Source organism: Pseudomonas sp. YNh, from assembly GCF_037993085.1.
Classification (GTDB): Bacteria; Pseudomonadota; Gammaproteobacteria; order Pseudomonadales; family Pseudomonadaceae; genus Aquipseudomonas; species Aquipseudomonas putida.
In genome coordinates, this window is sequence record NZ_JBBMRJ010000002.1 from 271,373 (window position 1) to 294,460 (window position 23,088).

General features: G+C 63.0%; 22 protein-coding genes. 19 read left to right on the plus strand and 3 right to left on the minus strand.

The features are described from left to right. Positions 1-3 precede the first annotated feature (3 nt). From WF331_RS03250 to WF331_RS03290, 9 genes are all read left to right on the plus strand, one after another. The gene (locus tag WF331_RS03250; protein ID WP_016501977.1) at positions 4-1,008 is read left to right on the plus strand and encodes an aspartate carbamoyltransferase catalytic subunit; all 1,005 of its coding nucleotides are present in this window, start codon (positions 4-6) and stop codon (positions 1,006-1,008) included. After that, entirely contained in the window at positions 1,005-2,312 is a 1,308-nt protein-coding gene (locus WF331_RS03255; RefSeq protein ID WP_197864277.1) for a dihydroorotase, read from the plus strand. Before WF331_RS03250 ends, WF331_RS03255 begins: the two co-directional genes overlap by 4 nt. Positions 2,313-2,381: 69 nt before the next feature. Continuing rightward, positions 2,382-2,912 (plus strand): ATP-dependent protease subunit HslV, encoded by a 531-nt coding sequence (gene hslV / locus WF331_RS03260; RefSeq protein ID WP_003249309.1) that lies wholly within the window; start codon positions 2,382-2,384, stop codon positions 2,910-2,912. Positions 2,913-2,988: 76 nt separating this feature from the next. After that, positions 2,989-4,332, plus strand: a complete 1,344-nt coding sequence (gene hslU, locus WF331_RS03265) for an ATP-dependent protease ATPase subunit HslU (protein WP_016501979.1) — start codon at positions 2,989-2,991, stop codon at positions 4,330-4,332. A 189-nt stretch (positions 4,333-4,521) separates the two neighbouring features. Continuing rightward, entirely contained in the window at positions 4,522-4,899 is a 378-nt protein-coding gene (locus WF331_RS03270; protein ID WP_049275547.1) for a gamma-butyrobetaine hydroxylase-like domain-containing protein, read from the plus strand. Between the two features lie 268 nt (positions 4,900-5,167). Next, positions 5,168-6,847 carry a class II poly(R)-hydroxyalkanoic acid synthase gene (phaC, locus tag WF331_RS03275; RefSeq protein ID WP_016501981.1) on the plus strand — a complete coding sequence of 560 codons (1,680 nt, stop codon included), beginning with the start codon at positions 5,168-5,170 and terminating at the stop codon, positions 6,845-6,847. Positions 6,848-6,909: 62 nt separating this feature from the next. Then, positions 6,910-7,761 (plus strand): poly(3-hydroxyalkanoate) depolymerase, encoded by an 852-nt coding sequence (gene phaZ, locus WF331_RS03280; RefSeq protein WP_016501982.1) that lies wholly within the window; start codon positions 6,910-6,912, stop codon positions 7,759-7,761. Positions 7,762-7,803: 42 nt separating this feature from the next. Beyond that, a complete protein-coding gene (gene phaC, locus WF331_RS03285; RefSeq protein ID WP_174370681.1) occupies positions 7,804-9,486 on the plus strand; it encodes a class II poly(R)-hydroxyalkanoic acid synthase in 1,683 nt (560 codons plus the stop codon). A gap of 13 nt (positions 9,487-9,499) precedes the next feature. Further along, the gene (locus WF331_RS03290) at positions 9,500-10,114 is read left to right on the plus strand and encodes a TetR/AcrR family transcriptional regulator (protein WP_016501984.1); all 615 of its coding nucleotides are present in this window, start codon (positions 9,500-9,502) and stop codon (positions 10,112-10,114) included. Between the two features lie 121 nt (positions 10,115-10,235). On the opposite strand, the gene WF331_RS03295 is transcribed toward WF331_RS03290, so the two are convergent. After that, positions 10,236-11,036: a phasin family protein gene (locus WF331_RS03295; RefSeq protein ID WP_059394462.1), complete on the minus strand. Its 801-nt coding sequence runs from the start codon at positions 11,034-11,036 to the stop codon at positions 10,236-10,238. A gap of 10 nt (positions 11,037-11,046) precedes the next feature. Beyond that, positions 11,047-11,466 carry a phasin family protein gene (locus WF331_RS03300; RefSeq protein ID WP_284358936.1) on the minus strand — a complete coding sequence of 140 codons (420 nt, stop codon included), beginning with the start codon at positions 11,464-11,466 and terminating at the stop codon, positions 11,047-11,049. A gap of 180 nt (positions 11,467-11,646) precedes the next feature. Here WF331_RS03300 and WF331_RS03305 point away from each other — a divergent pair, with 180 nt between their 5' ends. Further along, positions 11,647-16,407 (plus strand): hypothetical protein, encoded by a 4,761-nt coding sequence (locus tag WF331_RS03305; protein ID WP_340622654.1) that lies wholly within the window; start codon positions 11,647-11,649, stop codon positions 16,405-16,407. Between the two features lie 18 nt (positions 16,408-16,425). On the opposite strand, the gene WF331_RS03310 is transcribed toward WF331_RS03305, so the two are convergent. Further along, positions 16,426-16,701 carry a polyhydroxyalkanoic acid system family protein gene (locus WF331_RS03310; protein ID WP_003249289.1) on the minus strand — a complete coding sequence of 92 codons (276 nt, stop codon included), beginning with the start codon at positions 16,699-16,701 and terminating at the stop codon, positions 16,426-16,428. A 124-nt stretch (positions 16,702-16,825) separates the two neighbouring features. Here WF331_RS03310 and ubiE point away from each other — a divergent pair, with 124 nt between their 5' ends. The 9 genes from ubiE (at position 16,826) to WF331_RS03355 (ending at position 22,947) form a co-directional block, all read left to right on the plus strand. After that, positions 16,826-17,596, plus strand: a complete 771-nt coding sequence (gene ubiE, locus WF331_RS03315) for a bifunctional demethylmenaquinone methyltransferase/2-methoxy-6-polyprenyl-1,4-benzoquinol methylase UbiE (protein WP_016501988.1) — start codon at positions 16,826-16,828, stop codon at positions 17,594-17,596. Further along, positions 17,596-18,219, plus strand: a complete 624-nt coding sequence (locus WF331_RS03320; RefSeq protein ID WP_016501989.1) for a ubiquinone biosynthesis accessory factor UbiJ — start codon at positions 17,596-17,598, stop codon at positions 18,217-18,219. The genes ubiE and WF331_RS03320 overlap by 1 nt, the downstream gene beginning before the upstream one ends. Then, positions 18,216-19,838, plus strand: a complete 1,623-nt coding sequence (gene ubiB / locus WF331_RS03325; protein WP_016501990.1) for a ubiquinone biosynthesis regulatory protein kinase UbiB — start codon at positions 18,216-18,218, stop codon at positions 19,836-19,838. The genes WF331_RS03320 and ubiB overlap by 4 nt, the downstream gene beginning before the upstream one ends. A 72-nt stretch (positions 19,839-19,910) precedes the next feature. Continuing rightward, positions 19,911-20,303: a phosphoribosyl-AMP cyclohydrolase gene (gene hisI / locus WF331_RS03330; RefSeq protein ID WP_019472588.1), complete on the plus strand. Its 393-nt coding sequence runs from the start codon at positions 19,911-19,913 to the stop codon at positions 20,301-20,303. Position 20,304: 1 nt separating this feature from the next. Then, entirely contained in the window at positions 20,305-20,640 is a 336-nt protein-coding gene (locus tag WF331_RS03335; RefSeq protein WP_016489563.1) for a phosphoribosyl-ATP diphosphatase, read from the plus strand. Between the two features lie 164 nt (positions 20,641-20,804). Beyond that, the gene (locus WF331_RS03340; protein WP_016489564.1) at positions 20,805-21,077 is read left to right on the plus strand and encodes a twin-arginine translocase TatA/TatE family subunit; all 273 of its coding nucleotides are present in this window, start codon (positions 20,805-20,807) and stop codon (positions 21,075-21,077) included. Positions 21,078-21,080: 3 nt separating this feature from the next. Further along, the gene (tatB, locus tag WF331_RS03345) at positions 21,081-21,458 is read left to right on the plus strand and encodes a Sec-independent protein translocase protein TatB (RefSeq protein ID WP_016501992.1); all 378 of its coding nucleotides are present in this window, start codon (positions 21,081-21,083) and stop codon (positions 21,456-21,458) included. Further along, the gene (gene tatC / locus WF331_RS03350; RefSeq protein ID WP_016501993.1) at positions 21,455-22,243 is read left to right on the plus strand and encodes a twin-arginine translocase subunit TatC; all 789 of its coding nucleotides are present in this window, start codon (positions 21,455-21,457) and stop codon (positions 22,241-22,243) included. The genes tatB and tatC overlap by 4 nt, the downstream gene beginning before the upstream one ends. Beyond that, positions 22,240-22,947: a 16S rRNA (uracil(1498)-N(3))-methyltransferase gene (locus WF331_RS03355; RefSeq protein ID WP_284358944.1), complete on the plus strand. Its 708-nt coding sequence runs from the start codon at positions 22,240-22,242 to the stop codon at positions 22,945-22,947. The genes tatC and WF331_RS03355 overlap by 4 nt, the downstream gene beginning before the upstream one ends. Positions 22,948-23,088 lie beyond the last annotated feature (141 nt).

Here is a 23,088-nt window from a genome sequence, read left to right on the forward strand (position 1 = left end):
GCGATGACGCCAATCGACGCCAAGCGCCCGCTGCAGCTCAATGATCAGGGCCAGCTGCGCCACTTCCTCTCGCTCGACGGTTTGCCCCGCGAACTGCTCACCGAGATCCTCGACACCGCCGACTCCTTCCTGGAAGTCGGTGCCCGGGCCGTGAAGAAAGTCCCGTTGCTGCGCGGCAAGACCGTGTGCAACGTGTTCTTCGAGAACTCGACCCGTACCCGCACCACCTTCGAACTGGCGGCCCAGCGCCTGTCGGCCGACGTGATCAGCCTGAACGTGTCGACCTCCTCGACCAGCAAGGGCGAGACCCTGTTCGACACCCTGCGCAACCTCGAAGCCATGGCGGCCGACATGTTTGTGGTACGCCATTCCGACTCCGGCGCGGCGCACTTCATCGCCGAGCACGTGTGCCCGGACGTCGCCGTGATCAACGGTGGTGACGGCCGCCACGCGCACCCGACCCAGGGCATGCTCGACATGCTCACCATTCGCCGCCACAAGGGCAGCTTCGAGAACCTCTCGGTAGCCATCGTCGGCGACATCCTGCACTCGCGCGTGGCCCGCTCCGACATGCTGGCGCTCAAAGCGCTGGGCTGCCCGGACATCCGGGTGATCGGCCCGAAAACCCTGATCCCGATCGGCATCGAGCAGTACGGCGTAAAGGTCTACACCGACCTCGCCGAAGGCCTGAAGGATGTCGACGTGGTGATCATGCTGCGCCTGCAACGCGAGCGCATGGCCGGCGGCCTGCTGCCCAGCGAGGGCGAGTTCTACCGCCTGTTCGGCCTGACCACCGCGCGCCTGGCCTGCGCCAAGCCTGACGCCATCGTCATGCACCCGGGCCCGATCAACCGTGGTGTGGAAATCGAGTCGGCGGTGGCCGACGGCAAGCACTCGGTGATCCTCAACCAGGTCACCTACGGCATCGCCGTGCGCATGGCCGTGCTGTCCATGGCCATGAGCGGGCAGAACGCGCAACGTCAATTCGACCAGGAGAACGCCCAGTGACCATCAGTATTCTTGGCGCCCGGGTCATCGATCCCAAAACCGGCCTGGACCAGGTCACCGACCTGCACCTGGACGGTGGCCGCATTGCCGCCATCGGCGCCGCGCCAGCCGGCTTCAGCGCCAGCCGCACGATCCAGGCCGATGGCCTGGTTGCCGCACCGGGCCTGGTCGACCTGGGCGTGTCCCTGCGCGAGCCGGGTTACAGCCGCAAAGGCAACATCGCGAGTGAAACCCGCGCAGCCGTGGCCGGCGGTGTCACCAGCCTGTGCTGCCCGCCGCAGACCAAGCCGGTGCTGGACACCTCGGCGGTGGCCGAGCTGATCCTGGACCGCGCCCGTGAGGCTGCCAACAGCAAGGTGTACCCGATCGGCGCCCTGACCAAAGGCCTTGAAGGCGAGCAACTGGCCGAGCTGGTGGCCCTGCGCGACACCGGTTGCGTGGCCTTCGGCAACGGCCTGAAACAAATCCCCAACAACCGTACCCTGGCCCGCGCCCTGGAATATGCCGCCACCTTCGACCTGACCGTGGTGTTCCACTCCCAGGACCGCGACCTGGCCGAGGGCGGCCTGGCCCACGAAGGTGCCATGGCCAGTTTCCTCGGCCTGCCGGGCATCCCGGAAAGCGCCGAAACCGTGGCACTGGCGCGCAACCTGCTGCTGGTGGAACAAAGCGGCGTGCGTGCGCACTTCAGCCAGATCACCAGCGCCCGTGGCGCACAGCTGATTGCCCAGGCGCAGGAACTCGGCCTGCCGGTGACCGCCGATGTGGCGCTGTACCAGCTGATACTCACCGATGAGTCGCTGCGCGAGTTTTCCAGCCTGTACCACGTGCAGCCGCCGCTGCGCACTGCCAAAGACCGGGATGGTCTGCGCGCTGCGGTCAAATCGGGCGTGATCCAGGCGATTTCCAGCCACCACCAGCCCCATGAGCGCGACGCCAAGCTGGCCCCGTTCGGCGCCACCGAGCCGGGTATCAGCAGCGTCGAGTTGCTGCTGCCATTGGCCATGACCCTGGTACAGGACGGCCTGCTCGACCTGCCGACCTTGCTCGCCCGCCTGAGCAGCGGCCCGGCTGCCGCCCTGCGCCTGCCGGCCGGTGAGCTGAAAGTGGGTGGTGCGGCCGACCTGGTACTGTTCGACCCGCAAGCCTCAACCGTTGCCGGCGAGCAGTGGTTCTCGCGTGGCGAGAACTGCCCGTTCATCGGCCACTGCCTGCCGGGTGCGGTGCGTTATACCTTGGTCGATGGCCACGTCTGCCACGAGGCCTGTGCAGGAGAGCACCAACCATTCATCCCCCACGGTTGAAATCCTTCCCCCCACCCCCATATGAGTCTGCATCAGGCACTTTCGCCCCGCTGCGTGGAGACTCTCCCCTTGACCACCATCGTTTCTGTCCGCCGTAACGGCAAAGTCGTCATGGGCGGCGACGGCCAGGTATCTCTCGGCAACACCGTGATGAAAGGCAACGCCAAGAAAGTGCGCCGCCTGTACCACGGCCAGGTCATCGCCGGCTTCGCGGGTGCCACCGCCGATGCCTTCACCCTGTTCGAGCGCTTCGAAGGCCAGCTGGAAAAACACCAGGGCCACCTGGTTCGCGCCGCCGTCGAGCTGGCCAAGGAATGGCGTACCGACCGTTCCCTGAGCCGCCTGGAAGCCATGCTGGCCGTGGCCAACAAGGATGCCTCGCTGATCATCACCGGCAACGGTGACGTGGTCGAACCCGAAGACGGCCTGATCGCCATGGGTTCCGGTGGTGCCTACGCCCAGGCCGCAGCCCGCGCCCTGCTGAACAAGACCGACCTTTCGGCCCGTGAAATCGCTGAAACTGCCCTGAACATCGCCGGCGACATCTGCGTGTTCACCAACCACAACCTGACCATCGAGGAGCAGGACCTGGCCGACTGATTCAGTTGCTTTGGCGCCTCTTCCCGGTGAAGGGGCTTTTCCACGCTGACTCACCTGCCCAAGGACCCTATTGATCATGTCCATGACCCCCCGCGAGATCGTCCACGAACTCAACCGCCACATCATCGGCCAGGACGACGCCAAGCGCGCCGTGGCCATTGCCCTGCGCAACCGCTGGCGCCGGATGCAGCTGCCTGCCGAGCTGCGTGCCGAAGTGACCCCGAAGAACATCCTGATGATCGGCCCTACCGGCGTCGGCAAGACCGAAATCGCCCGTCGCCTGGCCAAGCTGGCCAACGCGCCGTTCCTCAAGGTCGAAGCCACCAAGTTCACCGAAGTGGGCTACGTGGGCCGCGACGTCGAGTCGATCATCCGTGACCTGGCCGACGCCGCGCTGAAGATGCTGCGCGAGCAGGAGATCATCCGCGTGCGCCACCGCGCCGAGGACGCCGCTGAAGACCGTATCCTCGATGCCCTGCTGCCGCAGGCACGCGTCACCAGCTTCAGCGAAGAAGCCGCGCAGACCAGCAGCGATTCCAACACCCGCCAGCTGTTCCGCAAGCGCCTGCGTGAAGGCCAGCTGGACGACAAGGAAATCGAAATCGAAGTGGCCGATGCCGTGGGCGTCGAAATTGCCGCGCCGCCTGGCATGGAAGAGATGACCAACCAGCTGCAGAGCCTGTTTGCCAACATGGGCAAAGGCAAGCGCAAGGCGCGCAAGCTGAAGGTGAAAGAAGCGCTGAAGATGGTTCGCGACGAAGAAGCGGGCCGCCTGGTCAACGAGGAAGAACTCAAGGCCAAGGCCCTGGAAGCGGTCGAGCAGCACGGCATCGTGTTCATCGACGAAATCGACAAGGTTGCCAAGCGCGGCAACGTGGGCGGTGCCGATGTGTCCCGTGAAGGCGTGCAGCGCGACCTGCTGCCACTGATCGAAGGCTGCACCGTCAACACCAAGCTGGGCATGGTCAAGACCGACCACATCCTGTTCATCGCCTCGGGTGCGTTCCACCTGAGCAAGCCAAGCGACCTGGTACCCGAGCTGCAAGGCCGCCTGCCGATCCGTGTCGAGCTGAAGGCACTGACCCCTGAAGACTTCGAACGCATCCTGCAAGAGCCGCACGCGTCGCTGACCGAGCAGTACCAGGCCCTGCTGAAGACCGAAGGCCTGAACATCGAGTTCATCGGCGATGGCATCAAGCGCCTGGCCGAGATTGCCTACCAGGTAAACGAAAAGACCGAGAACATCGGTGCCCGCCGCCTGCACACCCTGCTTGAGCGTTTGCTCGAAGAGGTGTCGTTCAGCGCTGGCGACCTGGCCAGTGCCCATGACGAAACGCCGATCCAGATCGACGCTGCGTACGTGAACAGCCACCTGGGTGAACTGGCGCAGAACGAAGACCTGTCGCGTTACATCCTGTAAGACCGCAGGGGGCCGCTTCGCGGCCCTTTCGCCGGCAAGCCGGCTCCCACAGGATTATCACAATCCTGAATGCTGTGGAGCACCTGTGGGAGCTGGCTTGCCGGCGATTGGGCTGCAAAGCAGCCCCCCTTGCGCAATCCCCAGAATGTCCCGAAGCTGTGCATCATCAGCTCCCGAGAGATTCCAGCCATGGCCCGCATGCCCACCGCCATAAATCTGCACAAAGCCTCGAAAACCCTCACCCTCACCTACGCCCCCGGCGAGGTCTACCACCTGCCCGCCGAACTCCTGCGCGTGCACTCCCCCTCCGCCGAGGTCCAGGGCCACGGCAACCCTATCCTGCAGTTCGGCAAGATCAACGTCGGCCTGGTCGGCCTGGAGCCTGCCGGCCAATATGCACTGAAACTGACCTTCGACGACGGCCATGACAGCGGCCTGTTCACCTGGGAATACCTGGAACAGCTGTGCCTGCGCCAGGAACAGCTGTGGGCCGACTACCTCGACGAGCTGCACAAGGCCGGAAAATCCCGCGACCCGGCCGAATCGGTTGTGAAACTCATGCTCTAGCGCAAGGCCTGCAGGGTTTAGAGCGCATTTTCTAAATTCATCTGTTTGAATGACTTGCAGACAGCCCAGTGAAGGGCTGTCTTGCGCATTACATGAAAGTCGGGTAACCAATGGGTGTGGCAAGTTCCCTGCATCACTTTGCAGGCAGTCAGAACCCCCGCAGCACCGCTGTTCCTTATCACTGGTCACCCGAGTAGCAGTACCGGGCTCAGGGCTGTGCGCTTGTCACAGCAACCGGTACTCGTCTCAGGACAACGGAGCGTCGTAGATGAGTAACAAGAACAACGATGAGCTGCAGCGGCAGGCCTCGGAAAACACCCTGGGGCTGAACCCGGTCATCGGCATTCGCCGCAAGGACCTGTTGAGCTCGGCACGCACCGTGCTGCGCCAGGCCGTGCGCCAACCGCTGCACAGCGCAAAGCATGTGGCCCACTTTGGCCTGGAGCTGAAAAACGTGCTGCTGGGCAAATCCAGCCTGGCCCCGGAAAGCGACGACCGCCGCTTCAACGACCCGGCCTGGAGCAACAACCCGCTGTACCGCCGCTACCTGCAAACCTACCTGGCCTGGCGCAACGAGTTGCAGGACTGGATCGGCAACAGCGACCTGCCACCCCAGGACATCAGCCGCGGCCAGTTCGTCATCAACCTGATGACTGAAGCCATGGCGCCGACCAATACCTTGTCCAACCCGGCAGCGGTCAAACGCTTCTTCGAAACCGGCGGCAAGAGCCTGCTCGACGGCCTGTCCAACCTCGCCAAGGACATGGTCAATAACGGCGGCATGCCCAGCCAGGTGAACATGGACGCCTTCGAAGTGGGCAAGAACCTGGGCACCAGCGAAGGCGCGGTGGTGTACCGCAACGATGTACTGGAGCTTATCCAGTACAGCCCCATCACCGAGCAGGTGCATGCCCGCCCGCTGCTGGTGGTGCCACCGCAGATCAACAAGTTCTACGTGTTCGACCTGAGCCCGGAAAAGAGCCTGGCACGCTACTGCCTGCGCTCGCAGCAGCAAACCTTCATCATCAGCTGGCGCAACCCGACCAAGGCCCAGCGTGAATGGGGCCTGTCCACCTACATCGATGCGCTGAAAGAAGCCGTCGACGCGGTGCTGGCGATTACCGGCAGCAAAGACCTGAACATGCTCGGTGCCTGCTCCGGTGGCATTACCTGCACTGCGCTGGTGGGCCACTATGCCGCCATTGGCGAAAACAAGGTTAATGCCCTGACCCTGCTGGTCAGCGTGCTGGACACCACCATGGACAACCAGGTCGCCTTGTTCGTCGATGAACAAACCCTGGAAAGTGCCAAGCGCCACTCCTACCAGGCTGGCGTGCTGGAAGGCAGCGAAATGGCCAAGGTGTTCGCCTGGATGCGCCCCAACGACCTGATCTGGAACTACTGGGTCAACAACTACCTGCTCGGCAACGAGCCGCCTGTGTTCGACATCCTGTTCTGGAACAACGACACCACGCGCCTGCCGGCCGCCTTCCACGGCGACCTGATCGAAATGTTCAAGAGCAACCCACTGATCCGCCCGGATGCACTGGAAGTGTGCGGCACCCCGATCAACCTGAAAAATGTGCAGTGCGACATTTTCAGCGTTGCCGGCACTGCAGACCACATCACCCCGTGGCAATCTTGCTACCGCTCGGCGCACTTGTTCGGCGGCAAGATCGAGTTCGTGCTGTCCAACAGCGGCCACATCCAGAGCATCCTCAACCCGCCAGGCAACCCCAAGGCGCGCTTCATGACTGGCGCTGACCGCCCGGGTGACCCGCTGGCCTGGCAGGAAAACGCCACCAAGCATGCCGACTCCTGGTGGCTGCACTGGCAGAGCTGGCTGAGCGAACGTGCCGGGGAGCTGAAAAAAGCGCCAACCCGCCTGGGCAACCGCGCTTATGCCGCTGGCGAAGCCGCACCAGGCACCTACGTTCACGAGCGCTGAGTTGCATTGCCGTGGCCGCGATGAGCGCGCCACGGCGCTTTTTTCACGACAGAGTCGAACGCATGCCGGAACCCTACATCTTCAGGACCGTCGAACTGGACGACCAGTCCATTCGCACCGCCGTCCGCCCGGGCAAGCCACACCTGACACCGTTGCTGATCTTCAACGGCATCGGCGCCAACCTGGAGCTGGTGTTCCCGTTCATCGAGGCGCTGGACCCGGACCTGGAGGTCATCGCCTTCGACGTGCCCGGTGTGGGTGGTTCATCCACCCCGCGTCACCCCTATCGCTTTCCAGGGCTGGCCAAGCTCACGGCGCGCATGCTCGATTACCTGGACTACGGCCAGGTCAGCGCCATCGGCGTGTCCTGGGGCGGCGCCCTGGCCCAGCAGTTTGCCCACGACTACCCGGAGCGCTGCAAGAAACTGGTACTGGCCGCCACTGCCGCCGGCGCAGTGATGGTGCCGGGCAAACCTAAAGTCTTGTGGATGATGGCGAGCCCCAGGCGCTACGTGCAGCCCTCCCATGTGATCCGCATCGCACCGCTGATCTACGGCGGCGCCTTCCGCCGCGACCCGGACCTGGCCATGCACCATGCGTCCAAGGTGCGCTCCGGGGGCAAGCTGGGCTATTACTGGCAGCTGTTCGCCGGCCTGGGCTGGACCAGCATCCACTGGCTGCACAAGATCCACCAGCCAACGCTGGTGCTGGCCGGTGACGACGACCCGCTGATCCCGCTGATCAACATGCGCCTGCTGGCCTGGCGGATTCCCAATGCCCAGCTACACATAATCGACGACGGCCACCTGTTCCTGATTACCCGGGCCGAGGCCGTCGCACCGATCATCATGAAGTTTCTCCAGGAAGAACGTCAGCGCGCGGTCATGCATCCGCGCCCCGCCTCTGGCGGTTGATTGTCGCTGCCCAAGCATCGGGTAAGACGAGGGAGTGTTGCCATGACAGACAAACCGGGCAAAGGAACGAAAACGCTTCCCGCCACCAGCATGAACGTGCAGAACGCCATACTCGGCCTACGCGGTCGCGACCTGGTGTCGACCCTGCGCAGGGTTGGCCGCCATGGCTTGACCAACCCGCTGCACACGGCACGGCACCTTTTGGCGTTCGGCAGCCAGCTGGGCCGCGTGATGCTGGGCGACACGCCCTACCAGCCCAACCCTCGCGATGGCCGCTTCAGCGACCCGACCTGGAGCCAGAACCCGTTTTATCGCCGCGGCCTGCAGGCCTATCTGGCATGGCAGAAGCAGACGCGCCAGTGGATCGACGAAAGTCACCTGGACGACGATGACCGCGCCCGTGCGCACTTTCTGTTTGGCATGATCAATGACGCCCTGGCACCGAGCAACTCGCTGCTCAACCCGCTGGCGGTCAAAGAACTGCTGAACACCGGCGGGCAAAGCCTGGTGCGTGGCGTAGCCCACTTGCTCGACGACCTGCGCCACAACGACGGCCTGCCGCGCCAGGTGGACGAACGTGCCTTCGAGGTGGGTGGCAGCCTGGCGGCAACGCCGGGCGCGGTGGTGTTTCGCAACGAGCTGTTGGAGCTGATCCAGTACAAGCCGATGAGCGAAAAACAGCACGCCAGGCCCTTGCTGGTGGTGCCGCCGCAAATCAACAAGTTCTACATCTTCGACATGCAGGCGCACAACAGCTTCGTCCAGTACATGCTCAAGAACGGCCTGCAGGTGTTCATGATCAGTTGGCGCAACCCCGACCCGCGCCACCGCGAATGGGGCCTGTCCTCCTACGTACAGGCCCTGGAAGAAGCGCTGAACGCCTGCCGCAGCATCAGCGGCAACCGCGACCCCAACCTGATGGGTGCCTGCGCCGGCGGCCTGACCATGGCCGCACTGCAGGGCCACCTGCAGGCCAAGCATCAGTTGCGCAAGATCCGCAGCGCCACTTACCTGGTGAGCCTGCTCGACAGCAAGTTCGACAGCCCGGCCAGCCTGTTCGCCGACGAGCAGACGGTAGAGGCCGCCAAGCGCCGTTCCTATCAACGGGGCGTGCTGGACGGCGGCGAAGTCGCCAGGATTTTCGCCTGGATGCGCCCCAACGACCTGATCTGGAACTACTGGGTCAACAACTACCTGTTGGGCAAAGCCCCACCCGCGTTCGACATCCTGTACTGGAACGCCGACAACACACGCCTGCCTGCGGCACTGCACGGGGACTTGCTGGACTTTTTCAAGCACAACCCGCTCACCCACCCGGCAGGCCTCGAAGTGTGCGGCACGCCCATCGACCTCAAGCAGGTCGACCTGGACAGCTTTACCGTGGCCGGCAGCAACGACCACATCACGCCATGGGACGCCGTGTACCGCTCGGCCTTGCTGCTCGGTGGCGACCGGCGTTTCGTGCTGGCCAACAGCGGGCACATCCAGAGCATCATCAACCCGCCGGGCAACCCCAAGGCCTACTACCTGGAAAACCCCAAACTGTCCGGCGACCCGCGCGCCTGGTTCTACGAGGCCAAGCGCAGCGACGGCAGTTGGTGGCCCTTGTGGCTGGAATGGATCACACCGCGCTCCGGCCCGCTCAAGGCTCCCCGTACCGAGCTGGGCAACAGTACCTATCCACCGCTCGGCCCGGCGCCAGGCACCTATGTCCTGACCCGATGAGCCCTACGACTGGATGAAGACCCGCGACCGTATCCTCGAATGCGCCCTGCAACTGTTCAACCAGCAGGGCGAACCGAACGTATCCACCCTGGAGATTGCCAACGAACTGGGTATCAGTCCGGGCAACCTGTACTACCACTTCCATGGCAAGGAGCCCTTGGTGCTGGGCCTTTTCGAGCGCTTCGAAGAAGCGCTGATGCCCCTGCTCGACCCGCCCCTGGACGTGCGCCTGGACGCCGAGGACTACTGGCTGTTCCTGCACCTTATCGTCGAGCACATGGCCCAGTACCGCTTTCTGTTCCAGGACCTGTCCAACCTCACCGGCCGCCTGCCCAAGCTGGCGCGCGGCATGCGCAGCCTGATCAATGCACTCAAGCGTACGCTGGCGGCGTTGCTCGCCAGCCTCAAGGGCCAGGGGTTGGTAGAGAGTGAAACCCAGGCGCTGGGGCAACTGGTGGAGCAGATCACAATGACGCTGCTGTTCTCGCTGGATTACCAGCGGGTGCTGGGACGCGAGGCGGATGTGGGAATTGTGGTGTATCAGGTGATGATGCTGGTGGCGCCGCATCTGCAGCCACAGGCGCGGGCGGCGGCGGAGCAGTTGGCGGTGCGCTATCTGGAGGGGTAGGCCCGCGCTGTCGGCGCCGGGGCCTTCGCGGGCATGCCCGCTCCCACAGGGCCTGCGCTGACCTGCTGATCGGCGCTGTACCTGTGGGAGCGGGTAAGCCCGCGAAGAAGGCGACGCGGTATCAGATCAGGGTACCGGTGCCGTTTGGTGCCGACGGTGCGCTGCTGGCCGGGGCGGCTACAGGTGCCGGTGCTGCGGTAGCGGCCGGGGCGGCACTGGCCGCTGGCGCTGCAGGTTTGGCGGCCGCCGGTTTGGCCGGTGCTTTCTTCACCGCAGGTTTCTTCGCTGCCGCTGGCTTGGGCGCTGCCGGTTTTGCTGCCGGTTTTGCCGCCGGCTTGGCAGCTGCAGGTTTGGCCGCAGGCTTTGCTGCAGGTTTGGCCGCTGCCGTTTTAGCTGCAGGTTTGGCCGCCGCCGTTTTAGCAGCAGGCTTGGCCGCCGCTGCCTTGGCCAGTGGCTTGGCCGCTGCCTTGCTCGCAGCCGGCTTGGACGCCGCAGCGCGCGACGAAATCGGCGTAACCGAAGCACCGGTCAGCTTCTCGATCTGCTTGGTCAGGCTGTCCACCTGCTGGTGCAGGGCCTTGATCTCGTTGCGGCTCGGCACGCCCAGGCGCGAGATGGCGCTGTTCAGGCGCTTGTCGAAGGCCTCTTCGAGTTCGCTCCACTTGCCCATCGCAAGGTCCTTCACGCCAGACACGCGCGAAGTGGTCGACGACTTGGCGGTTTCGGCTACATCTTCAGCCGTCTTCTTCGCCTGCTTCTCGGCCTTCTCGCCATCTTTCACCAACGAGTCGAACAGCTTCGGGCCGTCCTGGTCGACTTTCGAATAGATACCCAGCCCCGCCAGCCAGATCTTGCGGGAGTACTTCTCGATCCCGCCGACCCAGGAGCTGCCTTCTTTTTCGGTGTTCTTCTTGCCAGCCATCCTGCTCTCCTTATGGTTTGTGCGCGACGCGCTCAAGCAGCTCATGCAACTGTTCAAGCTTGACCGACAACGCCTCAACGTCATGTTTAGACGGAATACCCAGGCGATTCAAGGCGCGACCGACCCGTGCGTCGAAAGCTTTTTCGATCTTGTCGAGTTGAATTTCTACCTTCCCGCGTACGCGGCTCACTTCTTCAGCGGCTTCGTCAAGCTGGTGGTTGGCGGCATCGAGCTCTTTGTCGATGCGTTTCTTGCCGCGCTTCTCGACGCCTTCGCCGGCCTTGATCAGCTCCTGGAAGTAGTCAGAGCCTTCCTGACCGACGCGGGCGTAGGCGCCGATACCGGCCAGCCAGATCTTGCGCGCATAGCCGCGCACCTCGCCAAGCGTGCCCAGGGCTTCGTCTTTTTTCTTCACAATCACTTTGGCCATGCTGTGTACCTCATGCTCATGAGTGGTGGAAAACCGCCCATGGAGGCTGGGCTTGAGCATTAAGGTAGGGAAGAAAATTAGAAACCTCACCCTAAGGTCGTCGTTGTCGCATCTATATACCGCAAGCACCGTTGGCCATAGCGCTAGCGTCGCAGGCTTCACCTCACGGACATCGACGCCATGACTGCTGTAGCAAACCCACCGAGGCTGACGTTCAAGCAAAGCGTGGCAGCCTGTTTCTCCAAACGACCCAGCCTGCGGGACGTTCTATCAAAAGAAGCATTCCAGACTTTCAGCGACCGGTATCCGTGGTTGCAACGCAACCACCCTCACATCACATCGCTCGATCCTTTCGTCATCCTGCATGCACCGGCCAGCACAGGGGATCTCCCACGTCAGAGCGGGCTGCTGGACGACCTTCTCAGGCATTTTCTGGCCAAGGAACGTGTGCAACCAAGCGCCCCAGACAAGCTGAGCATCAGCCCACCCCATGTGTTTCAAATTCAGGAGCAAGGCCCGGACAACATCCGCCAACCCGAAATCATCCCGGACCTGACGAAGCTCAGCGATGACTTCGATACAGTGCTTGGTGCGTTGATACCTGCCTTCCAGCAAGCCCAGATCGGCTTCTGGAACGGGCTCGACGAAGACAGCCAAGCCTCGCGCATGCTCTGGCTGGAACACACCATCAAGGCCGCATTGCTCGAGAACCTCCCTCGCCAAGGCCTGGCAGATGATGAAAAAGCTGCAATGTACGCCTTGCTCGACGGGGCATTCGACAGCCTGGCTGTCGAGGCGATACAAGTCACGCTCGGAACGGATGGCGAAGCACGCACCGTCACCCTGCCGGATCTGTTGCTCATCACCACAAGTGGTACCCGCAACCTGGTTCTGCAATGCAAACCCTGCGGTTCGGTTCACCGCCATGTCGACCTGCCCAGCTTTGCCACCGCGCTGCAACGGCAGCTAGCACAAAGCTATCGCTTCGAAGCTTTGTCCTGGGCGCACACACCGGTGATCGGACGCCCTTTCGCCTTCCAGGCCAGGCAACTGCTGAACGGTATCCTGGACGACATCGGGCGCTTGCGTATTGGTGGCCTGGCAACCGTCGACGAGCTGGAGCGACAACTGCGTCAGGTGAGCGACCCGTCAGCTCACTTCTTCGACCTGCCTTCGCAGGAACGAACTGCACCCGCTGTCCGCCCACCGCGATGGCTGCTAAATGCCAGCGCTGAGGACCGCTACGCCTATCACACTGCACTGCTCGATCTGGCGGCGAACCAAGGTCGGTCGAAGGGCTTCACATCGCTGAGCGATGTCGAAGATATCCGTGATTACGCCGCTCGCCGCTTGCGTGAGACCCTGCAGGCCCGCTACCCAGACAAGGCGGTACACGACCCGAACGAGGTGCACATCCGCATTTCCCAGGCCATCATCGGCGCCGGCACACAAGGGCAGTCACTGTTCTTGCGCACGGTGCCCCTGACCGATCTAGCGATCTCCCGCCTGCGCCTTGAGGCTGGCGAGGTGATGACCGGGCTCAGTTTCGAGGATGGCTCGCCCGTAAAGGACTGGCTGAGCATCGAGCAGATCAGGGCGCTGATTCATCAGGTCGATATCGGCGCTCACTACCCCACCTACCTGCAGGATCAAGTCAGAACCGAACCGCGCAGGTCCGAACGAATCAGGCAACATGCCAGGGAGTGGCGTTACGCCCTTCGGTTCAGCACCCTGAAGGCCAAGATCGAGCGACAGCTTGGCGAAACGGCGAGCCAGGCAATGCTCAGGTTCTGCCAGGGCATGGACAATGGCGCGGACCTTCTGCGCATCGCCCCTCTGGCGTTCCTTTGCGCGCCTGGCGCTTCGGCGAGCGATGTGGCACACGGGATGTTCATCATCGAAATTCCGGCAAGCGGCAGTTGGGTCTTGTACCGCCCGTTCTATGCCGACAGGGCGTTGCAGGAATTTCCGACCCTCGAATTGCTGATGGAGGCAGTCCGCAGCAGGGGCGCACTGCAAGAGAGCGTACTGGCCTGGCTCGACGATGACGCGCGTCCGATTTACCAGAACGACGGGTTCAAGCACCCGCACCTGCACCCGAACATTACCGCGCTGACGCACCTGCTCAATGTGCCGGTCGAGCTGCTGGACGGCCTTTTGCAACGCCTCAGACGCCCGGTCCAAGTCTTGTTCAAGGCGTGGACGGAGGATCTGGCCACCCACCTGTTCAACGCCCGCATCGACACCATGTTATTGGCCTCAGCCAGCAATAGCGTATCCAATGCCCAGGAAGTGCGGGCTTTGGTGAAGGAGGCTGCCTGGGCGATCTTCAATACCGTCACCCAGCTTTGGCATGGCCCGATGACCACCCTGGCGTGGCTGGTCGTGGCGCTGTCGGCGGCCAAGGAAGACGTGGAGGCGCTGATCAAGCGCAGCGGTGACAACAAGATCGTCGCCGCCATAGACCTGCTCACCAACATGGCCTTGCTCCTTGCCCACCGCCCGGCAACGCCCCCTGCCAACAGCGAAGCGGCCGTTACGTTGCGTTTTTCAGGCCCTGCACCGAAGGAAGAATCCCCGCCCCCGGCGCTCGAGCAGCCACAGGAGAAACCCTGGCAAGCCCCCGTCGAGGCGCCGCAGCCCACGCGGGTGCGTGTAGAAAGCTGGCATGACGAGCAGCGCCTGAGCAACCTGTCGGTACAGGAGCGCCAGTCACTGGCCCAACTGCAAGCCTCGCAGTCACTCGAAGGGCACGCGCCACTGACAAGGGGCCGTTTGCGTGGGTTGTTCAATATCGCCGGCCGTTACTACGTCAAGCTGGGCGATGACGTCTATGAAGTCATCGAGACCTGGAACGGCATGCAGATCATCGGCCCAGAGCCGAGCAGCAGCGAATGGGTGTCCCAATGGGATGGCGCCCCGGACGGCTACCATATCGTTGGTCGTGAACGCCCAAAAGGCCCTTGGTTGACGCGCTGGCATGGCCAATGGACTTTGAATCTTACCCTCTTTGGCGGCATGCCAAGGAACAGGCTGTCCATCAACGCGGAAAACCGCCAGCGGTTCGACACGTTGAGCGCAACCGCCACGGCTAACCAACAAGCGCTGAATCAGATGGCACCCCTGATGGAACGCAGCCAAGTGCAACTGCAGGTTTATGACGACCTCGCGCGGGAATACAGCATGGGTGTCGATGCACTACCTGCACATGAGCGTGATACACCGCCGCCAGCCTTGCAGCTTCAGAGGCAGGCACTCAAAGCCCAGCGCCTACGGCACTTACCGGAAATCAGGGCATCCGCGCTCTACCTGGAACGGCAAAGCACGCTGCTACACGGGAATATCGAAGTGTTCAAGGAGATGGCCGAACCACGGTTCAGCAAATTCGACACCCGAGCCCCGAGCCGACGCCGATACGGCAACTGGTACGGTGCAGCCATCGAAAACGACATGCTGCTGTGCCGCCGCTTGCTGGAGCAGGTCGACCACCAGGCACTGAGCGCACAGTCCATCGGGCTGCCCCGCGTTCCAGAGACTGCCGAGCAGATACAGCAATACCTCGATTATTGCGAACGGGTACGCGATTCCAGCCAGGCCAGCCGCCGCCTGCTTGTCGTCAGCCAGCGGCTGGACCGGACCTTGGCGCAAGTACTGCCGGACCCCAAGATCGAATTTGCCGACAAAGCCACAAAACTCGCCCAGACCATTCGACGCAGGACGTATTCGACACTGGTCATTCGGGCCCAGTTGCTCAGTGACCTGGCCTACCTCGCCGTGGACAAGACTCGGCTCTCTGCGGACACGGCCGAGCATTTGCTTGCGATGCGCGCGCCGCTCAGCGGCATCGAATTCAGCCGTACGATCTGGAGCCAGGACGGTCTGGAAGCCACCGAAGAGACGGCCCAGGTCAAAGCCGAACTGCTTGAGGATATCCTTCAGAAATACCGTACCGTGCTGGACCGCGCCCAATACATGAAGACACTGGACTCGCCTGCGCTGGTCGCTGACGTGCTGGACGAATATATACGCGAACTGTCCACCATTACCCAGATCACGGAGCAGCAACTGAGCGCGACCTTGACCAATCTCGACAGCGGCATCACTCTCCCCCCGCCAACGCCCTATCATCGCCCCGCAACGATCAGGCGCCGGGTCATCCGTGTTGACCGAGGTCGACCGCTGTTGGTGGAAATCGACCAAATGGGCAATCGGGCCATCCAGCGCAGTGCATTCAACCAGGAGCCTGCGGGCAGTTTCGCGCAACGCGACGGGGTGTGGCATGCCGTGCCTGAGCAAGCGCGGCCGGCCCGGCACGACCGGGCACAGCTGCGCCAGCGAGCAAGCCGCCTGCTGGCAGAGGTGGATGGGAAAATTGCCTTCGCCGCTCACTATGCCGATGAGCCCAACAGCCTGGCCGACTTTCTGGAATGGCCGGCAGGTGACATGCGCGAAGTGCAGCAGCAACTGACCGAGCTGAACAATCCACTGGATTCCAGCTTGGTCGACCTCCTTCGGGCAGCGGTGGACCGCGTCCATCACGAAAGGCTTCGGCTGCTCACCGACGCATACCTGAACACCCGCCATCCCGACGGCAAGGCCCTTCGCTTCCTGGCTGAGCAGAAGCGGGTACGGATCAGGCAGACCGTGATTCGCCGGCAGCTACGTCACGCCAATGATTACCTCGACGTCTACGAGATTCGCGATGTGCAAGCGCCACAGCGGTTACTGTGGGAGGCGCATTTTCACTATCCCAGCCTGGAAGCGAGGGGGCATGACTTCGTCAAGGGCCACCTCAAATTCTGGGATGCAGGCGTAAGGGGCCGCAAGGCCCTGCTTGAGCAAGCAGCAAGCGCACGGGAGCGCATCGCGATCTACCGCGGCGATCTGCGCCTGGAGCAAGTGATTGGCATCATTCCCTTCCCGGCGGACGCCCCGCAATAGCCAGAGAGCGGCCCTGGCTCAGGCCAGGGCCTTGTCCAGCGCCCGCTCGATCTCGCCCTTGATGGTACCGCTCATCATCGACAGCATCATGCCCAGTTTCAATTCGACACGGATGCTGTCGTCGCCAATGTGCACACTGCCATTGGCGCCACTGCGCGCAACGTCCACGCGGTCACCGTTCCAGGTGGCCTTGAGGTCGTACTCACGGCTGAGCTTGTCGACCAGCGCTTCGGCCTTGGCGCGGGCGGCATCACGGCCTAGGGAGTGTTTGCGTTCGACGCTGATCTGGGTCATGCGGGCGTTCCTGAAGATGTAGACATAATCAGCATTATGCCCGCCCCTGCCCACTGGCACACCCCGCCAAGACAAATCCGCCCGTTCGCCCTAGAATGGCGGTAATTTTTTCCGGTGAAGCGATATGAACGACCAGCGCAAAGGCGACCACGCCGAACCCACCACCCACTTTGGCTATCAGGACGTACCTGAAAGCCAGAAGGCGAAAAAAGTCGCCGAAGTGTTCCACTCGGTGGCAGCCAAGTACGACCTGATGAACGATGTGCTTTCCGGCGGCATGCACCGCCTGTGGAAGCGCTTTACCATCGAGCTGTCGGGCGTGCGCAGCGGCAACCGGGTGCTGGACATCGCCGGCGGTACCGGTGACCTGGCCGCCAAGTTCTCGCGCCTGGTCGGCCCGACGGGTCAGGTGGTACTGGCCGACATCAACGAGTCGATGCTCAAGGTTGGCCGTGACCGCCTGCTGGACCGCGGTGTGGCCGGCAACATCGAGTTCGTCCAGGCCGACGCCGAAAAACTGCCGTTCCCGGACAACCACTTCGACTGCGTGACCATCGCTTTCGGCCTGCGCAACGTCACCCACAAGGACGAAGCCATCCGTTCGATGCTACGCGTGCTCAAGCCCGGTGGCCGTCTGCTGATCCTGGAATTCTCCAAACCGACCAGCAAGCTGATGTCCAAGGCCTACGACGCCTATTCGTTCGCTTTCATGCCGCTGGCCGGCAAGCTGATCACCAACGACTCGGAAAGCTACCGTTACCTCGCCGAATCGATCCGCATGCACCCGGACCAGGAAACCCTGAAGAGCATGATGGTCGAGGCCGGTTTCGACCGCGTCACCTACCACAACATGACCAGCGGCATCGTTGCCGTGCACCGGGGGATCAAACCCTGATGCTGCTGGCCGGGCTGCTCGCCAGCGTCGAACATGGCCTGAACCGCGTCCTGCGCATGGACAGCACGGCCCTGCCGCGGCTGGCCGCGCTGGAAGGCAAGGTCATCGAGATCGACTGCCGCCAACCGGCCCTGCAGGTCTTCATCCTGCCCGATGAAGACGGCCTGATGCTTGCCGCCCACTGGGAAGGCGGGGTCGACTGCAGCCTGCGCGCACCGGCCGGCAGCCTGGTGCAACTTGCCCTGGCCAGGGACAAGACCGCCGTGCTGCACAGCCCGCAGGTAGAACTGCATGGCGACAGCGCCGTGCTGCTCGACCTGTTCGGCGTGCTGCAGGACCTGGAGCTGGACTGGGAGCACGAGCTGCAACGCTGGCTCGGCCCGGTCGCCACGGCCATGCTGGCAGGCCACATTCGCCTGCGTGCACGCTGGACCCGCCAGGGCCTGGCGCGCTTCAGCCAGAACCTTTCCGAGTACCTGGCCGAAGAGTCCCGCACCCTGGTAGGCAAGCGCGAAGCCGAAGCCGCCTTCAGTGAACTCGATGCCCTGAAGCTCGATACAGAACGCCTCGAGGCGCGCATCAAGCGCCTCTCCCGATCCCTTGATACCAGCGAAAACGCATGAAGCTGCTCGCCGTCCGCCGTCTTTTTCGCATCCAGCGCGTGGTGATTCGCTACCGTCTCGATGACCTGCTGTTCGAACAGCCCTTGCTGCCCTGGTGGCTGGCCAGTCTGCGCCTGCTGATGCCGTGGCGCTGGCTGCCACGCAAGCCCACCGAACTCAGCCGTGGCGCGCGCCTGCGCCTGGCGCTGCAGGACCTGGGGCCGATCTTCATCAAGTTCGGCCAGTTGCTGTCCACCCGCCGCGACCTGCTGCCCACCGACATCGCCGACGAGCTGATGCTGTTGCAGGACCGTGTGCCGCCGTTCGACCCAAAACAGGCCGTGGCACTGATTGAAGCGCAACTGGGCGCGAAGGTTGGCGAGGTGTTCAGCCGTTTCGACGTCGAACCGCTGGCCTCGGCCTCGGTGGCCCAGGTGCACGCCGCACGCCTGAAAACCGGCGAAGAGGTGGTGGTCAAGGTGGTACGCCCGGGCCTGAAGCCGGTGATCGCCCAGGACCTGGCCTGGTTGTTCCTGATTGCCAAGGCCGCCGAACGCGCCTCGGCCGATGCCCGCCGCCTGCACCCGGTGGAAATCGTCGGTGACTACGAAAAAACCATCTACGACGAGCTCGACCTGCTGCGCGAGGCTGCCAACGCCAGCCAGCTGCGGCGCAACTTCGAAGGCTCCGAGCTTATGTACGTGCCCCAGGTGTACTGGGACCTGTGCCGCCCTAAAGTGCTGGTGATGGAGCGCATCTATGGCGTACCGGTGACCGACATGGCCACCCTGGCCGACCAGCGTACCGACATGAAGCTGCTGGCCGAGCGAGGCGTGGAGGTATTCTTCACCCAGGTATTCCGCGACAGCTTCTTCCATGCCGACATGCACCCGGGCAATATCTTTGTCAGCACGGTCAAGCCGTGGAGCCCGCAGTACATCGCTATCGACTGCGGCATCGTCGGCAGCCTCACCGCCGAGGACCAGGACTACCTGGCGCGTAACCTGTTTGCCTTCTTCAAGCGTGACTATCGCCGCGTCGCCGAGTTGCACATCGACTCGGGCTGGGTGCCAGCGCATACCAAGGTCAACGAATTCGAAGCGGCGATCCGCACCGTGTGCGAGCCGATCTTCGAAAAACCGTTAAAGGATATTTCCTTCGGCCAGGTGCTGATGCGCCTGTTCCAGACCGCGCGGCGCTTCAACATGGAAGTGCAGCCGCAGCTGGTGCTGCTGCAGAAGACCCTGCTCAATATCGAGGGTCTGGGCCGCCAGCTGTACCCCGACCTGGACCTGTGGAGCACCGCCAAACCCTACCTCGAACGCTGGATGCGCGACCGCTACAGCCCCAAGGCCGTGCTCGGCAACATTCATGGGCAGGTCGAGCAGTTGCCGCACCTGACCAACATGGCCCGCGACCTGCTCGAACGCCTGTCGCAACCGCACCTGAACGATCCGCAACTGCCGGAACGCCGCCGCCAGGGTGACCGCTGGGCCCTGCGCCTGCTGGGCGCCGGCCTGCTCGGTGGTGGCGCGGTGCTGGCCGCAGGCGCCGCCGAGGCCGCCAGCCTGGCCGCCCCTGCTGCCTGGCCGGCCTGGCTGATGCTGGCCGCAGGCCTTTACCTGATCGTGCGCCAATAGCCAGCCGCGCCTGTGGCTGGCACACTAGCGCAAAGGGCCCGATACAGGAGCGGGCCCGCTTTGGAGTCGACGATGAAAGACTGGCTGGACGAGATCAAGTGGAACAGCGACGGCCTGGTGCCGGCAATCGCCCAGGACCACAAGACCGGACGCGTGCTGATGATGGCCTGGATGAACCGCGAATCGCTGGCGCTGACCGCCACCGAACAGCGCGCCATCTACTGGTCGCGTTCGCGTGGCAAGCTGTGGCGTAAAGGCGAAGAATCCGGGCACGTGCAGAAGCTGCATGAGCTGCGTCTGGACTGCGACGCCGACGTGATCATCCTGATGGTCGAGCAACTGGGCCATATCGCCTGTCATACCGGCCGTGAAAGCTGCTTCTACCGCGTCTTTGAAGACGGCCAGTGGAAAATCGTCGACCCGGTCCTGAAGGACCCGGATGCCATCTACAGCGCAGGACACTGACATGAGCGACACCCTCAACCGCCTGGCCGAAGTGCTTGAAGAACGCAAGCAAGCGGCGCCTGACAGCTCCTACGTCGCCAGCCTGTACCACAAGGGCCTGAACAAGATCCTCGAAAAGCTCGGCGAAGAGTCGGTCGAAACGATCATTGCCGCCAAGGACGCTGCCGTCAGCAAGGATTACAGCGATGTCATCTACGAAACCGCCGACCTGTGGTTTCATAGCCTGGTGATGCTCAGCGCGCTGGGCCAGCATCCACAAGCCGTGCTTGACGAACTGGATCGCCGTTTCGGCTTGTCCGGGCATGATGAAAAGGCCGCACGCCAGCCATCTGCCTGATGTATTTTTGGGGCGTTGCACGCCCCTGTGGGAGCGGGTTCACCCGCGAAGCATGCAACGCGGTATATGGCACCGGCTGCGCCGGTGTTCGCGGGTAAACCCGCTCCCACAAGGGCCGCGCTGCCAGACAGATTTGCTGTACCTGTAAATTTCGGGAGTACGAAATGGGTATTTTTGACTGGAAACACTGGATCGTCCTGCTGGTCGTCGTGGTCCTGGTGTTCGGCACCAAGAAGCTGAAAAACTTCGGCAGTGACCTGGGCGAGTCGATCAAGGGCTTCCGCAAGGCGATGAACGAAGAAGAGACCAAGCCGGCCGAGCAGACTCCGCCGCCTGCCCAGCCTGTGCCGCCGGTGCAAAACACTGCCCAGCCGCAACAAGGCCACACCATCGAAGGCCAGGCCCAACCGGTCCAAGAGCCGCAGCGGAAAGACTGACCCATGTTCGGCATCAGTTTCAGCGAGCTGCTACTCGTAGGTCTGGTCGCCCTGCTGGTGCTCGGCCCCGAGCGCCTGCCCGGTGCCGCGCGCACCGCAGGCCTGTGGATCGGCCGGCTCAAACGCAGCTTCAACAGCATCAAGATGGAAGTCGAGCGCGAAATCGGCGCCGACGACATCCGACGCCAGTTGCACAACGAGCACATCCTGCAGATGGAAGAGGAAGCCAAGCGCATCCTCAACCCGATGACACCCCCTGCCCAGCCGCCGGTAACCACGGCCAGCGTGCAGCCACCTGCCGGGCTTGAGGCCAGGCCGGTCGAAGCACCTGCAACCCCGGTCGCATCCTCTGAACCGCCTCAACCGCCGCGAGCCCCATGAGCGAGAATCCGGAACACGACCAGCCGATGCCGCTGGTCTCGCACCTGACCGAACTGCGCACCCGCCTGCTGCGCTGTGTTGCCGTCATTTTCCTGATCTTTGCCGGGCTGTTTTCCTTCGCCCAGCAGATCTACACCCTGGTCTCGGCGCCGCTGCGCGACCATTTGCCGGCCAACGCGACGATGATCGCCACCGACGTGGCCTCGCCGTTCCTGACGCCGTTCAAGCTGACCATGATCGTCTCGCTGTTCCTGGCGATCCCGTTCATCCTGCAGCAGATCTGGGGTTTTATCGCACCGGGTCTGTACCGCCATGAAAGGCGCATCGCCATTCCGCTGCTGGTGTCGAGCATTCTGCTGTTCTACGCCGGTATGGCCTTTGCCTATTTCCTGGTGTTCCCGCTGATGTTCAGTTTCTTTGCCGCCGCCACCCCGGCAGGCGTGGCAATGATGACCGACATCGCCAACTACCTCGACTTCGTGATGACGCTGTTCTTCGCCTTTGGCGTCGCCTTCGAAATCCCGGTGGCAGTGGTGCTGCTGGTATGGATTGGCGTGGTCGACGTGAAGTACCTGAAGAAGGTCCGCCCTTACGTGATCATCGGCTGCTTCGTGGTCGGCATGATCCTCACCCCGCCGGACATCTTCTCCCAGACCCTGCTGGCCGTGCCCATGTGGCTGCTGTTCGAAGTCGGCGTGCTGTGCGGTAGCCTGATCCGCAAGCGCAGTGCCCACGACGAAGAAGCCAACGACCACAACGACCAGCCACCAGCGACCCAACCGTGAATCTGTTGCTCCTTGAAGAGGCCGATTTCGTCTCGGCCGACCGCGTCGTTCTTGCTGATCGGCGCTTTACCCACATGCAGGAAATCCACCGCGTAGCGGTGGGCGATAACCTGCGCGTGGGCCGTATCAACGGCCTGATGGGCAAGGCCACGGTGCTGCGCCTGGAACAGCACGAGGCCGAACTTGAAGTGGCCTTCGACCAGCAACCACCAGCCAAGCTGCCGTTGACCCTGGTGCTGGCGGTGCCGCGGCCGAAAATGCTGCGACGACTGTTCCAGACCGTGGCTACCCTGGGTGTATCGCGGCTGATCCTGGTGAACAGTTACAAGGTCGAGAAAAGCTTCTGGCAAACGCCTTTCCTGCAGCCCGAGAGCATTCGCGACAATCTGATGCTCGGCCTGGAACAGGCGCGTGACACGGTGCTGCCCGAGGTGATCATCGAGAAACGCTTCAAGCCTTTCGTCGAAGACCGCCTACCCGCCATCGCCGCTGGCACCCTGGGCCTTGTGGGCCACCCCGGCCCTTACCCCGCCTGCCCGCGTGCCGTGGAACAAGCCGTAACCCTGGCCATCGGCCCCGAAGGCGGCTGGATCCCCTACGAAATTGACCTGCTGGGCAAGGCTGGCCTGGCACCGGTGCAGCTGGGTGATCGCATCCTGCGGGTAGAGACCGCCGTCACTGCGCTGCTTTCGCGTATTTTCTGACGTAAACGCCGTTTTTTCGCCCATCAAGTTTCCCCCTCCCGGGCCGATGGCCTTGGCAACACAACAATTATTTGTGCTGCCAAGCCGCCGGGGAGTCGTACATGTACCAATGGTTAGCCCAATCGCTGGGCAATGTGAGCG

What these genes read in the sequence shown, in the direction of transcription:
- WF331_RS03320 (WP_016501989.1), top strand. Translation starts at nt 17,596, where the DNA reads ATGCTGCTGGCCGGGCTGCTCGCCAGCGTCGAACATGGCCTGAACCGC.
- hisI (WP_019472588.1), top strand. Translation starts at nt 19,911, where the DNA reads ATGAAAGACTGGCTGGACGAGATCAAGTGGAACAGCGACGGCCTGGTG.
- WF331_RS03270 (WP_049275547.1), top strand. Translation starts at nt 4,522, where the DNA reads ATGGCCCGCATGCCCACCGCCATAAATCTGCACAAAGCCTCGAAAACC.
- phaZ (WP_016501982.1), top strand. Translation starts at nt 6,910, where the DNA reads ATGCCGGAACCCTACATCTTCAGGACCGTCGAACTGGACGACCAGTCC.
- ubiB (WP_016501990.1), top strand. Translation starts at nt 18,216, where the DNA reads ATGAAGCTGCTCGCCGTCCGCCGTCTTTTTCGCATCCAGCGCGTGGTG.
- tatB (WP_016501992.1), top strand. Translation starts at nt 21,081, where the DNA reads ATGTTCGGCATCAGTTTCAGCGAGCTGCTACTCGTAGGTCTGGTCGCC.
- WF331_RS03335 (WP_016489563.1), top strand. Translation starts at nt 20,305, where the DNA reads ATGAGCGACACCCTCAACCGCCTGGCCGAAGTGCTTGAAGAACGCAAG.
- phaC (WP_016501981.1), top strand. Translation starts at nt 5,168, where the DNA reads ATGAGTAACAAGAACAACGATGAGCTGCAGCGGCAGGCCTCGGAAAAC.
- WF331_RS03305 (WP_340622654.1), top strand. Translation starts at nt 11,647, where the DNA reads ATGACTGCTGTAGCAAACCCACCGAGGCTGACGTTCAAGCAAAGCGTG.
- WF331_RS03310 (WP_003249289.1), bottom strand. Translation starts at nt 16,701, where the DNA reads ATGACCCAGATCAGCGTCGAACGCAAACACTCCCTAGGCCGTGATGCC.
- WF331_RS03340 (WP_016489564.1), top strand. Translation starts at nt 20,805, where the DNA reads ATGGGTATTTTTGACTGGAAACACTGGATCGTCCTGCTGGTCGTCGTG.
- ubiE (WP_016501988.1), top strand. Translation starts at nt 16,826, where the DNA reads ATGAACGACCAGCGCAAAGGCGACCACGCCGAACCCACCACCCACTTT.
- WF331_RS03300 (WP_284358936.1), bottom strand. Translation starts at nt 11,466, where the DNA reads ATGGCCAAAGTGATTGTGAAGAAAAAAGACGAAGCCCTGGGCACGCTT.
- phaC (WP_174370681.1), top strand. Translation starts at nt 7,804, where the DNA reads ATGACAGACAAACCGGGCAAAGGAACGAAAACGCTTCCCGCCACCAGC.
- WF331_RS03250 (WP_016501977.1), top strand. Translation starts at nt 4, where the DNA reads ATGACGCCAATCGACGCCAAGCGCCCGCTGCAGCTCAATGATCAGGGC.
- hslU (WP_016501979.1), top strand. Translation starts at nt 2,989, where the DNA reads ATGTCCATGACCCCCCGCGAGATCGTCCACGAACTCAACCGCCACATC.
- WF331_RS03295 (WP_059394462.1), bottom strand. Translation starts at nt 11,036, where the DNA reads ATGGCTGGCAAGAAGAACACCGAAAAAGAAGGCAGCTCCTGGGTCGGC.
- tatC (WP_016501993.1), top strand. Translation starts at nt 21,455, where the DNA reads ATGAGCGAGAATCCGGAACACGACCAGCCGATGCCGCTGGTCTCGCAC.
- WF331_RS03290 (WP_016501984.1), top strand. Translation starts at nt 9,500, where the DNA reads ATGAAGACCCGCGACCGTATCCTCGAATGCGCCCTGCAACTGTTCAAC.